The sequence below is a fragment of the Streptomyces griseus genome (assembly GCF_001715295.1).
In the GTDB taxonomy this organism is placed as follows: Bacteria; Actinomycetota; Actinomycetes; order Streptomycetales; family Streptomycetaceae; genus Streptomyces; species Streptomyces griseus_G.
In genome coordinates, this window is record NZ_MDKB01000005.1 from 200170 (window position 1) to 212593 (window position 12424).

Here is a 12424-nt window from a genome sequence, read left to right on the forward strand (position 1 = left end):
CCGGACGGGCCTGCGCTCCCGGCAGCGCGGTGATCGCGCGCGCTGCCGGAAGCGGTCCTGCGGGGCAGGGCCCTACGGCTGTTCGCCGTCGTGGAGGGCGGCCACCTCCTGGTCGGTGAGCGCCTTGTCGTACACGCGCACCTGGTCGACGGACCCGTTCCAGAAGTCGGTGTTGCCGCCGGACCACTTGGCACGGCCCACGGAGAGCGCGCCGCTGCTGACGTCGGCGGAACCGGCCTCGGCCGTGGCCGCGAGCTTCCCGTCGACGTACAGCTTGATCCGGTCGCCGCTGCGTACCCCGACGAGGTGGTACCACCGGCCCAGTTCGGGCGTCACCTCGAGCCTGGCCCGGTGCGCGCCCGGGGTGGAGAAGGCGAACGCGCCCTGCCCGTACTGGAGGTAGAACGGGTTCTCCTGGCGGCGGCCGTCCTGGCTGACGACCGTGCCGTAGTTGCCCGGGAGGGCGTCCAGGGACGCCCAGGCGGACACGGTGTAGTCACCGGTGGTGTCGACGACCGGGCCGTCCGTCTCGGCGTACTGGCCCGCACCGTCGAACTTCAGTGCCGATCCCCGGACACCCGGGGTCCAGGACGTTCCCTCGGAGAGGGTGAGGTCCTTGTGGTTGGGGCCGCTGTCGGCGGCCTTGGTCCCCTTGTTCTCGTCGAGGGACCAGGCGCCGCCGCCCTTGAGCTCGTCCCGCTCGCCCGCCGCCGCACCGGCCGCGATGACCTCCTGGTTGATCCGCCGCACCTTGGCGGGGTCGACCTTGATCTCGCGGCGGTCGTACGTCCAGAGGCCGTTGAGCTCGTTCTCCAGGTCGGTCACCTGGGTGTAGATGGAGCCGGAGAGCTCCGCCCGGGCCGCGTCGAGGTAGTACGTCCGCGTGTTGTCGACGTACTTGGCGGTCAGGGCGTCCTTGTCGGCGACACCGCTGTAGATCGCGGTGGGGGCACCCGGCCACATGTGTCCGGGCATCCGCAGGGTGAAGCCGCCGTGCTCACCGTCCATCGCGGCACGGTTCCCGTCCGGGAAGGCCGGGTCGGTGTTGTTGTAGTCGTGGTGGTCGATGATGTCGCCCTTGCCGGAATCTCCCTTGGAGTTGCAGCAGTTGACACCGCTGTGGGCGTTGACGACCCGGGAGGGGTCGGCGGCCTGGACCTTCTCGGTGATCTTTCCGGTCTCGGTGCGGTCCCACTCGCCCCAGCCCTCGTTGAAGACGATCCAGGCGCCGATGGAGGGGTAGTTGTGAAGCTGCTCCATCATCTCGGCGCCCTGGCCGAGGAAGGCCTTCTGCCCCTTCTCGCCGGTGATGTCGCCCGAGACGAAGTCCTGCCAGACCAGCAGCCCGAGCTGGTCGGCGTGGTAGTACCAGCGTGCCGGCTCGACCTTGATGTGCTTGCGTACGGAGTTGAAGCCGAGGTCCTTCTGCGCCTTCAGGTCGAAGACGAGGGCCGCGTCGCTGGGCGCCGTGTTCAGGCCGTCGGGGTAGAAGCCCTGGTCGAGCATGGCGAGGGAGAAGAACGGCTTTCCGTTGAGCACCAGCTTCTGGTAGCCGCCGACTTCGGCGACCCCGAAGGAGCGCATGCCGAAGTAGCTGTCCACGGTGTCCCGGGAGCGGCCGTCCTTGAGGGTGACCTCCAGGTCGTACAGGTACGGGTCGTCCGGGGTCCACAGGTGCTGTTCGGCGACCGGGAGGCTCAGCTCGCGGTTGGCCGGTCCGCTGACCCTGCCGACGACCTTCCCCTTCCTGTCACGGGCGACCGCGGTGATCCGCGCCGACGACGAGGCGTCCTCGGAGTTGACCGTCAGGGCGAGCCTGCCCTTGTCGATGTCGGGCGTGGTGGTGAGGGAGTCGACGGCGGCGGGCGCGACCGGCTCCATCCAGACGGTCTGCCAGATGCCCGAGGTGGCGGTGTAGAAGATGCCGCTCGGGTTGGCGGACTGCTTGCCCGTGGGCTGGTCGGCCCCGGTGGTGTCGGTCACCGCGACCACGATCTCCTGGGGGCCGCTGCCCTTGAGCGCGTCGGTGATGTCGGCGCTGAAGGCGGTGTAGCCACCGGTGTGTTCGGCGACCGGCTTGCCGTTGACCCAGACCCGCGCCTGGTAGTCGACGGCGCCGAAGTTGAGCTTCAGGCGGTCGTCACCGCCCCGCTTGCCGACCGACCAGCTCTTGGGCACGGTGACCAGCTTGCGGTAGAACATGTGGTCCTCGTGGCGCTCGATCCCGGAGAGCTGGGATTCGGCGGGGAAGGGCACGGTGATGCGCTCGCCGAGCGGCTTGCCGAAGACCGGCTTCTCCCCGGCGGCGGCTCCGGCGAACTCCCAGGGGCCGTTGAGGTTCTTCCAGTCGTCGCGCACCTGCTGCGGACGGGGGTATTCGGGCAGGGGGTTCTTCGCGTCCAGCTTCTCGCCCCACGGGGTGAGCAGGCGGTGCGTGGAGTGGTTCTTCGCCCTGCGGCTGATCGCCGGGACGGTCTCGTCGCCGGCCTTCAGCCCGCCCTCGCCGTCGTAGACGAACGTGACCTGCTGGTTCTTCTGGACGGCCGCGCCCAGGGTGACGATGAGCGCGTGGGGGTCGTCCGACGCCCTGGCGACGGACTTCACGGGCATCGGCGTGGTGTCCGCCTCGATCCTGAGGTGGTTCTTCACGTCCTCGATGCCGCTGACCTCGTGGTCGAAGGTCGCCTGCAGCTTCAGTCCGTCCTCGGCGACGCCGAGCCCGATCGGGTAGACCTCGAAGTCGGCGGGCGGGGTGAACGCGGACTCGGGGACGATCTGCTTGGTGAGCTTCGGGCTCGACCAGCGCAGGAACATGTTGGCCCCGCCGGTGTCCTGGAACATCTCCAGCCGGAAGGAGTGCTGCTCACCGCCCTTCAGGGCGACCGGGGTGCTGGTCTGCTCCTTGTCCCAGTCCGGCACCCAGTGGTCGATCACGGGCTTGTCGTCGATGAAGAGCCGGAAGCCGTTGTCACCGATCGCGCTGAAGGTGTAGTCGCCGGTCTCGGGGGCCGCGATCTGGCCCGTCCAGCGGGCGGTGGTGTGCTCGGTCCTCCCGGTCGCCGATTCGAAGGCGCCGGTCAGGCCGGGGAAGTTGATGTCCGGGTCGAGCGCCACGGCGCCGAGCTCGGCGAAGTCCCGGGCGCCCGGGGCGGACATGGCGAAGTACTCGCCCTTGAGTCCGTGCACCTCGGTGGAGGGGGCCTCCGACGCGAACGCCGGGGCGGAGGCGGCGCCCGCGGCGGGGGCCGCGGTGGCGGCCGGCACCAGGACGGCCCCCAGGGGGAGCAGCAGTGCCGCCGTACAGGCGAGTGATCTGAAGAGCGTGCGGGGGCGGGCTGGTTGTCGTCTCAAGGCGTCGTCCTCGTCGAAGAAGCCGAAGTGCCCCGCACTGCGGAGCACTGCACATAGTCGAACATTGAGCCACAGCACCGAACACCTGACAACGGTTGTGCACGCAGATTTTTCAACGATAGAAAAACGAGACCGTGCCCGCCCGCCCCGCCGGGCCCGCCGGAGCCGGCGAACGGTGCCGTACCGTCCGCCGGGCCCCGGGTCACGGCCCGTCGATGTCCTACTGCGGAAGATCCGCAGGTCGTACGGCCCAGGAGGTGTTCGGCCGGTCGGCGAGCCGGTAGGTGAGCGACCCTCCCCGGGTGACCAGCCGGTCGTCCGTCCAGGACCGGCCGCTCGTCCGCCCGTCGACCTTCACCGCGTCGATGTACGGATGTGTGTCATCGGCCTGCGGGGCGCTGATCGTGATGTCCCTGCCCTGCGGCCGGTCCAGCACGGCGGACGGGAAGAGCGGCGTACCGAGCAGCATGGTCGCGCTGCCGGGCGTGCGCGGGTAGAGGCCCAGGGCCGAGAAGACGTACCAGGCCGACATGGTGCCCAGGTCGTCGTTTCCGGGCAGGCCGCGCGGCCCGGTCCCGTACACCGTGTCCACGATCTCGCGGACGGTCTCCTGGGTCTTCCAGGGCTGCCCCAGCGCGTTGTAGAGCCACGGGGCGTGGATGCCCGGCTCGTTGGTCGGGTCGTAGCGCAGGGCGTCTCCGCCCTTGACCGACCAGGAGCCGTCCGCCTTGTGGAAGAAGGCGTCGAGCCGCTTCGCCGCGATGTCCCGTCCCCCCATGGCCTCGGCGAGCCCCTGCACGTCCTGCGGCACCATCCAGGTGTACGTGGCGCTGGTGCCCTGGGCGAATCCGCGGTCGCTGCCCGGCGCGAACGGGGTCAGCCAGGAACCGTCGAGGTTGCGGGCCTGGATGTAGCCGGTCGTCCCCGCCCCGTCGCCCGCCTGCGGGTTGAAGACGTTCCGCCACCAGCGTCCGCGCTCCTCGAAGGTCTTGGCCTCCTCGTCCTTGCCGAGCAGGCGGGCCCAGCGTCCGAGGGCGTCGTCGGCGACCGCGTCCTCCAGGGTCTCGGCCGCGCCTCCCCAGCAGTGGCAGGCGTCCTGGGTCGCGTAGTGGGACTCCAGGTACTGTGCCAGGTTAGGCCGCTGCCCGGTGCACTGGCCGGGGCATCCGGCGTCCACCAGCCCGTCCGGGTGGGGCACCGTGGCCTGGCGGGCCAGGGACCGGAAGGCCCCCTCGTAGTCGAAGTTGCGCACACCCATCGCGTAGAACGTGGCGAGGGTGGCCGCCGAGGGGTCACCCGTCATCACGTGCGTGGCGCCGTTGACGTGCACCCACCGGTCCCAGACGCCGCCGTTCTGCCGGGCGAAGTTGTACAGCGACTGCGCGAAGTCCCCCGCGACGCGGGGCTTGAGCAGGGCGAGGAGCTGGATCTGGGCCCGGTACTGGTCCCAGCCGGAGAAGTTGCTGTACTGGGCCTTCTGCCCCCGCTCCACGCGGTGCGCCGCGCCGTCCATGCCCGGATAGCGGCCGTCGGTGTCGCTGATCAGGTTCGGCTGCATCAGGGCGTGGTACAGCGCGGTGTAGAAGGTGGTGCGCCGGTCCTGGCTCCCGCCGCCGATCCGTACGGCGCCGAGCTCACGGTCCCAGGCGCGGGAGGCGGCCCGGGCCACGTCGTCCACGCTCGCCCGGGGCGCGATCTCCTGGCGGAGGTTCGCCTCGGCCCCCTCCTGGCTCACGTAGGAGATGCCGATGCGCATGCGGACGTCGGTGTCGGTGCTGGTGTCGAAGCCGACCCAGCCGCCGGAGCCCTTCCCGGCGCGGGCGGCGCCGGTGGCGTACCCCTCGCCTCCGCCGCCCGTGGTCGCCCCCGGCGCGATCGTGCCGTCGCGCCAGGTGCCGGTCGAGGCGAAGTCACGGTCGAAGGAGGCGCTGAAGTAGAGGCGGTAGTAGCTCTTGCGGTTGTTGGTACCGCCGTTGGCGCGCCGGCCGCAGAAGGCGCCCGTGAGCACCGAGCCCGTCACCTTGCGGTGTGCGGTGTCGATCTCTATCGCGGCGTCCTCGCTGCCGTTGAGGGAGTTGGACACCCGGAAGAGCAGGTTGGCGGGCTTGCCGGCCGGGAAGCCGAAGTCGGCCACACCCGCGCGCTCGCTCACCGCCAGGTCGGCGGTGACGCCGGAGTCCAGTCCGACCGTGTAACGGCCGGGTACGGCACGCTCGTCGGCGTGCGAGAAGCCGGACGCGTAGACGGCGTCCTTGGTGTCGGCCGACGGGGAGGAGGTCACGTCGCCGGCGAACGGCATGATCGGCACGTCCCCCGCGGCCCCCGGGTTGCAACCGGCGCCGTTGACGTGGGTGAGGCTCAGCCCCCGCATCCGGGTGACCCCGTACTCGTAGCCGTTGGCCGCTCCGGTACTGGTCTGGTCACCTGTGGTACTGGTCGGCGACCAGGCGATCATGCCGTACGGGCGGACCGCGCCCGGATAGGTGTTGCCGCCGTTCGCCGTGCCGATCAGCGGGTCGACGTAGGCGGTGGGGCGCGTGACGGCCTCGCCGGGCGTGCCGGCCTGGGCCGCCGGTGGTACGACGGCGCCGGCGAGCGCACCGGTGAGCAGGAGCGCGGCGGCGCGCGCGGCGAGGCGCCGGGCCGCGCGGGACGGTCTGGACGGCATGTCTCGGGTACCTCCGACGGTTGCGGACAACGTTGTCAGCACCGGGCGGACCGTTCCGCCGGGTGGTGATCGCTACGGGGCCGAGCGTAGGTGCCGGCAGCGTGCGGGGGAATGCCGCGGACGAAGGCCGGCGGTGAACGAGTGGTGAACGGGCGCCCCAGGAAGCCCTCCGGGGAGCGCCGGGAAGCCTTCCTGGGAGCATGGAGGCCGTCGTCCGCCCCGAGAATCCGCAGAGGAGCCACGTGATCCGCTGGACGTACGCCTTCATCGACCGGCCTGCCGCCGTCGCCGCCCGTGCGACCGCCTTCTGGACGGAGGTCACCGGCACCGACGCCTCCGGCCCGTGGGGCGAGCGGGGCGAGTTCACCACCCTGCTCCCGGACGGGGCCGACGCCTGCCTCGCCATGCAGGCCGTGGGCGGGGCGGGTGGCGCGCACCCGGACCTGGCCGTGGAGGATCTGGCGGCCTCCACCGCGCAGGCGTGCGGGCTGGGCGCGGTGGTCGAGTCCCGGAAGCCGGGACTGATCGTGCTGCGCTCCCCCGGCGGCATGCCCTTCTGCCTGGTGCCCTGGCGCGGTCAGCGGACCCGGCCGCCCGTCGTCCCCGGCCCCGGAGGGTTCCGGAGCCGGGCGGACCAGCTCTGCCTGGACGTGGCTCCGGACGCGTTCGCGACCGAGGTGGCCTTCTGGACGGCGCTGACCGGCTGGGACTCACGGCCGGGTGACCACACGGAGTTCCATGTCCTGCGCCCGCGGCTGGATCTGCCCGTGCACCTGCTGGTCCAGCGGCTGGAGGAGCCCCGCCCCGCCTCCGGGCACCTGGACGTGGCGTGCTCCGACCTGGAAGCCGGGCAGGCCCGGCACGAACGGTACGGCGCCGAGTTCGTCCGGCACGGTGACGGATGGACGGTCATGCGGGACCCGGCGGGCGGCCTCTACTGCCTGACGGGGCGTGACCCGCTCACGGGCGAGTAAGGGCTGGGCGTGCCTCCGGCGGGACCGCCGCCGCCCTTTCGGGCACCTCCGGCGGTCCGCGCGGGGTCCGCGCGGGGTCCGGCCGGGTCCCGGTGTCGCCGGGCGGCAGGACTTCCGGGACGCGCCCTACGGCGTCGTGATGCTCGGCCGGGGCGCGGTCGGCATACCGCTGCCGAGGGCGAACCCGGGGTGCGGAGGCTGGTTGTACGCCGTGTTCTGCCACGCCAGCGCCGTCCGGTACATGGTGTCGTGGAGCAGCGTGGTGATCCTCGTGCCGGTCTCGTACGGCGTGGAGTAGATCCGCAGCGCGGTGTTGTCCGTGGTCGGCCAGACGACCTCCTCGCGCCAGTCGCCGAAGAGGTCGCCGGAGAGCGACGGGGTGGCCTTGGTGCCGTTGTTGGAGTGGACCGAGGCGCCGGTCAGCTGACGGGTGTCCCCGGAGGTGCCGTACTTGTCGATGTGGGTGCCGTCGAGGAGTTCGCGCGTCGTGTCACCGTCCCACCAGGCCAGGAAGTTCGCGCTGGAGGGCTTCCGGCCGGAGACGACGGCGCCCTGCGGTCCGCGCACTCCGGAGACGGCGGAGGACCAGGACTCGGCTCCGGGGCTGCCCGCCCAGATGTCCGCGGACACCCCGCGGCCGTTGTCACCCGTGGCGGGGGTGGACCACAGGATCGCGCCGGTCCGGGCGTCCGCCATCCAGGAGGAGGGCTTCGCACCGTCCTCGTCGACCTTGAACTCCTCCAGACCCGCCCGGGAGGGGTCGAGGTCACCGACGTGCATGGCGTCCCCGTGCCCGTTCCTCGTCGTCCAGAGTCCCGAGCCGTTGTCGTCCACGGCCATGGCGCCGTACACGATCTCGTCCCTGCCGTCGGCGTCGACGTCGGCGATGGAGAGCTGGTGGTTGCCCTGGCCGTCGTATCCCTTGCCGGAGTTGGTGGAGCTGGTGGTGTCGAACGTCCACCGCCGGGTGAAGGCACCGTTGCGCCAGTCCCAGGCGGCGATGACGCTGCGGGTGTAGTAGCCGCGCGCCGTGATCAATGAGGGCCTGGCGCCGTCGAGGTAGGCCGTACCGGCCAGGAAGCGGTCGACGCGGTTGCCGTACGAGTCGCCCCACGAGGAGACCGTACCGCGCGCCGGGACGTAGTCGACGGTGCCCATCGCCGCACCGGTGCGGCCGTCGAACATCGTCAGGTACTCCGGCCCGGACAGGATGTAGCCGGCGGAGTTGCGGTGGTCGGCGGAGGAACTGCCGATGGCCCTGCCCGTCCCGTCCACAGTGCCGTCGGCGGTCTTCATGGCGATCTCGGCCCGGCCGTCGCCGTCGTAGTCGTACACCTGGAACTGGGTGTAGTGCGCTCCGGAGCGGATGTTGCGGCCGAGGTCGATCCGCCAGAGCCGGGTGCCGTCGAGGCGGATGCCGTCGACGACGGTGTTGCCGGTGTAGCCGGACTGGGAGTTGTCCTTCGCGTTGGTCGGCTGCCACTTGAGGACGAAGTCGAGGGCGCCGTCGCCGTCCAGGTCGCCCACGGACGCGTCGTTCGCCTCGTAGGTGTAGGCGACACCGTCGGGGGTCGTACCGCCTGCGGGCGGGCTGACGGGCACGTCCTTGTACCCGGCCCGGAACTGGATCGCGTGCACCGAGTCGCTCTGCTCCACGCCGTTCACCACCGCCCGTACCGTGTAGTCGGCGGTGGCGGGGGCTCCGGGGTGGAAGTAGTTCGTCGAGGCGGTGACGGGTGAGGCGTTGACCTTCGTGCCGGCCCGGTAGACGTTGAAGGACACGCCGTCGGGGTCGGTCCCGAGCCAGCGCCAGCTGACCAGGTTGCCGCTGTCGGTGTGCACGCTGACGACTCCGCGGTCGAGCGCCTCCGCCTGGCGGGCGGTGGCGGCGTGCGAGGCCGGCCCGAGGGCCAGGAGACCGGTGACCGCGAGCAGCCCTGACGTCAGCGAGCCGAGCAGGGCGCGGCGGCCGGTCCGGCGGCGGCGCACACGTGGTCCGGGGTGGCGGTGGTTGTGGGGGTGCGGAAGCTCCACGGAAGGCACCTTCTCGGGGGGACGGGGGTGGCTTTCACCCCGTCAGTTGCTCCCGGGTACCGAAAGGTTGCCGCCCGGCTCCGCCTTTCCCGCGGCTTTCCGTGTTTCCCCCCCCGCTCGTTCCCGCCACCTCCCGGACGTGGGCTCCTCGCGTTCCTGCCCCCGCCGCGCGCGCCGCGGCGTGCAAGGAGCGCAGGGCGAGGAGCAGGACGCCGATGTCGTCGAGGTAGACGGGGTCCGGCAGCAGATCGACGGGCGACACGGTGTAGATCACCGCGGCCCAGACGAGCGCCTTGTCGCGCAGGGGGATCCCCGCCTCGACGAGGAGCCGTCTGGCCCGGAACACGCGTACGAGCAGCACGGCGGCGGCAGCGGCCGTGAGCAGGGCGACGAGTGCGCCCACGACCAGCCAGACGGAGATGTCCATGGCTCATCGTCTCCCCGGAAGGGCGCCCCGACCGGCAGCACTCACCCGTGGCTCCTGGCCTGTGCCCGGGCGCGCCGGCGCTTGAGGGCACGTCGTTCGTTCTCGTCCAGGCCTCCCCAGACTCCGGAGTCCTGCCCGTTCTCCAGAGCCCAGTCCAGGCACTTCTCCCGTACGGGGCACTGCCTGCAGACCGCCTTGGCCTCCTCGGTCTGCACCAGCGCCGGGCCGGTGCTGCCGATGGGGAAGAACAGGTCGGGGTCCTCCTCGCGGCAGGCCGCGTGGGTGCGCCAGTTGTCCATGTCTGTCACTCCTTCGTCTCCGGGGGTCCGGCATGGTGCGTTCTTCTGCGGGTGACCGGCATCGGGCGTCCGAAACCCCGACAGGCCCGCGGGTGCCGGCTCCGGGCCCCAAGACCCCCCGGCGCGCAGCCGGGTGCACCCGCCTTCCGGCCCCGAAGCGCGTACGGCCCGGCGTTCCCCGGGAGTTACCCGGCCTCCGGAAGGGGTGTGCCCGGCTGCGGCGCGGCGGCGCACGCGCTGTCCAGCCGGATGCGGTGCCTCATCACCGTGTCCGGGTCGTCGATGATGTCCACGCGGGCGCCCGGTAGCTCCACGACCGCCCGGTCACCGATCTCCCGGGTGGGCACGCGCAGCAGGTGCAGCGGCGGCATGCCGGTCATGGGGTGCGGCGGGAAGTCGAGGGGCACCACCTGCACGGTGACCCCCGGCCGGCTCGCGCTCTCAGCCAGCCGCGCCCGTTGCCCGGCCATCACCTCGGGCCCGCCGACGCGCGTGTGCAGGGCGGCGGCCGGGAAGAGCGCCCAGAGCCTCGTGCCGCGCTCCCTCAGCCGCCGCTGCCGTTCCTCCAGGAGTTCGACGCACCGCTCGGCCTTCCCGGGCGTGTCGTCGGGGCTCATGGTCCGGCGCAGCGCCGCTTCGTAGGCCGGGGTACGCAGCAGTTCGGGCACCAGCGCGGGGTGCCAGGTCCGTACGAGGGTGGACGAGGACTCGATGCCGATGACCTCCTGCTGCCACGGCTCCATGACATCACGCCACCGGTGCCACCATCCGGGCAGGTTCGCGGCGCCCAGACCGGCCATGATCGACTGGGCCTCGACGGCCGGTACCTCGTAGCGGTCCAGCAGCAGACGGACCTGGCGGGCGTCGAGGCCGGTCTCCGCGCGCTCGATGCGCCGCACGGTGGCGGGGTGGGCGTCCAGGGCCTGGGCCGCGGCCTGGAGACTGACGCCCGCTCGTTCCCGCAGCATCCGCAGGCGTGCCGCAAGGACGCGGTGCTCGACCGTGGGGCCGGATCGGGGCCTCATGCGCGTACCTTCCTCGTGGTGCTCGGGCACAGAGCAACCGCCCGGACATTCTGTCGCTTGCAAAGTATGCACTTTGCGCCGAGAGTACGTACATGTCGGAAATACACACCTGTACTCGTCTCGACCAGGCGGACCCGGGCGGGCGGAGTGCACAGAGCTGGTGGATTCCGCGTCACTCCAAGGGCGTCCCGGAAACCAGGCGCCGCGTGCAGGAGGCGCTGCGCGCCTGGGGCGAACCCGCGGACCGGGTCGAGACAGCGGCCCTGGTGGTGACCGAACTGGTCACCAACGCGGTACAGCACGCGGCCGGCCGGCGGATCCGGTGCCGCGTCCTGCGCATCTCCGGCCGGGTGCGCATCTGCGTCTGGAACCGCGGTCGGGGGCGCGTGGCCGTGCCGTCCCGCCCGGCGGAACCGGGCGCGGGACCGCGCGGTCCCCGGGCCCCGCAGCCGCGCCGCCCGGAGCCCTCCCACCCCGCCGGGGAGGGCCACCACCGCCCGCACCGCCCCGGTGCCGCCGACCGGAACGCGCCTTCGGACCTTGCGCCGGACGGCCCGGACGTCCCCGACGGCACGGACGCCGTGGACGCGTCGCACTCCGTGGACCCGCCGGACGGCGTGGGCGGCCTCGGCTCCCTCGGCTGTCCCGACGGATTCGAGGGTCTCGACGGCTTCGACCTGGCGTCTCTCGCCGAGGGCGGCCGGGGGCTGATGCTCGTGGACGCCCTGGCCGTGCGCTGGGGCACGCGCACGGGCCTCTCGGGCCGCCTCGTCTGGGCCGACATCTGAAGGCCCGCAGCGGGCCGTCCCGGACGCGGCCGGGACCTGGTCGTGGAGGCCCGGCCCGGTGAACCGCTACGGCCGCCCAGGAGCCCCGGCCGTCCCTCGCCGCCACCCCGGCACCCGCCGGAAGGCGGCCACTCCCGACGGCACCCGGTCAGGCCTCCGCGAGCGCCGTCCGGCACTCGGGGTGTCCCCATCCCTGCGGGGTCTTCGCGATCATGTCCTTCACGGCGTAGGGCTTCCCGCAGGGGCACCGCCCCGCGAACTTCGCCCGGATCGTCCCGCCGGTCCGTGGCGTCCTCCCCACGGCACCGGGACCGGCAGCGGCGCCGGCCCCGCCGGCCCGGGTCTTCGTCGAACGGGCGGGAGCCGGGACCGGCAGTTCCGCGGCGCCGTGCCGGGTCCCCGCCGGCCGCTGCGCGACGGCGGCCTCGCTGGCGGCCTGGTCGGCGAGCGCGTTGAGCGGGTCGCCGTCGACCTGGTGCGCCGGCACGTAGCGGAAGCTCACGTCACGCCCGCCCAGCAGCTCGTCGATCGCGACCACCAGTTCGCGGTTGGCGACCGGCTTCCCCGCCGATGTCTTCCACCCGTTGCGCTTCCAGCCCGGCAGCCACTTGGTCACCGCGTTCATGGCGTACTGCGAGTCCATGCGGACCTCGAGCGGCACGCCCGGATCCGTGGTGGCCAGCAGTTCCCGCAGCGCGGTGAGCTCGGCGACGTTGTTGGTGGCGGTCCCCAGCGGGCCGGCCTCCCACCGCTGCGGGCGCCCCGCGGCATCGGCCGTGACCCACGCCCAGGCAGCAGGTCCCGGATTTCCCTTGGATGCCCCGTCACACGCGGCGATGATGCGCTCGTCCATGTCCC

9 protein-coding genes are annotated in these 12424 nt (G+C 72.2%); 2 read left to right on the plus strand and 7 right to left on the minus strand.

Translation table 11 applies throughout. From position 1 onward, the window contains the following. Nucleotides 1-72: 72 nt before the first annotated feature. Both BA175_RS25755 and BA175_RS25760 read right to left on the minus strand, forming a co-directional pair. Nucleotides 73-3399: a LamG-like jellyroll fold domain-containing protein gene (locus BA175_RS25755; protein ID WP_069173909.1), complete on the minus strand. Its 3327-nt coding sequence runs from the start codon at nt 3397-3399 to the stop codon at nt 73-75. A gap of 172 nt (nt 3400-3571) precedes the next feature. Then, nucleotides 3572-6019 (minus strand): GH92 family glycosyl hydrolase, encoded by a 2448-nt coding sequence (locus BA175_RS25760; RefSeq protein WP_069173910.1) that lies wholly within the window; start codon nt 6017-6019, stop codon nt 3572-3574. Between the two features lie 242 nt (nt 6020-6261). Between BA175_RS25760 and BA175_RS25765 the strand changes: the two genes are divergently transcribed. Beyond that, nucleotides 6262-6993, plus strand: coding sequence for a VOC family protein (locus BA175_RS25765; protein ID WP_079159839.1), 732 nt, complete (start codon nt 6262-6264; stop codon nt 6991-6993). A 126-nt stretch (nt 6994-7119) separates the two neighbouring features. Here BA175_RS25765 and BA175_RS25770 read toward each other — a convergent pair whose 3' ends face one another. The 4 genes from BA175_RS25770 to BA175_RS25785 all read right to left on the minus strand — a co-directional run bounded on the left by BA175_RS25770 (nt 7120) and on the right by BA175_RS25785 (nt 10778). Continuing rightward, nucleotides 7120-9027, minus strand: a complete 1908-nt coding sequence (locus tag BA175_RS25770; protein ID WP_069173912.1) for a rhamnogalacturonan lyase — start codon at nt 9025-9027, stop codon at nt 7120-7122. Between the two features lie 34 nt (nt 9028-9061). Beyond that, on the minus strand, nt 9062-9454 hold the full coding sequence (locus BA175_RS25775; RefSeq protein WP_069173913.1) for a YkvA family protein: 393 nt from the start codon (nt 9452-9454) through the stop codon (nt 9062-9064). A gap of 41 nt (nt 9455-9495) precedes the next feature. Then, a complete protein-coding gene (locus BA175_RS25780) occupies nt 9496-9753 on the minus strand; it encodes a WhiB family transcriptional regulator (RefSeq protein ID WP_069173914.1) in 258 nt (85 codons plus the stop codon). A gap of 185 nt (nt 9754-9938) precedes the next feature. Continuing rightward, nucleotides 9939-10778 carry a helix-turn-helix domain-containing protein gene (locus tag BA175_RS25785; protein WP_069173915.1) on the minus strand — a complete coding sequence of 280 codons (840 nt, stop codon included), beginning with the start codon at nt 10776-10778 and terminating at the stop codon, nt 9939-9941. A 92-nt stretch (nt 10779-10870) separates the two neighbouring features. Between BA175_RS25785 and BA175_RS32345 the strand changes: the two genes are divergently transcribed. Beyond that, entirely contained in the window at nt 10871-11566 is a 696-nt protein-coding gene (locus tag BA175_RS32345) for an ATP-binding protein (RefSeq protein ID WP_079159811.1), read from the plus strand. A 148-nt stretch (nt 11567-11714) separates the two neighbouring features. On the opposite strand, the gene BA175_RS25795 is transcribed toward BA175_RS32345, so the two are convergent. Further along, the gene (locus BA175_RS25795; RefSeq protein ID WP_069174269.1) at nt 11715-12419 is read right to left on the minus strand and encodes a ribonuclease H family protein; all 705 of its coding nucleotides are present in this window, start codon (nt 12417-12419) and stop codon (nt 11715-11717) included. Nucleotides 12420-12424: the final 5 nt, after the last annotated feature.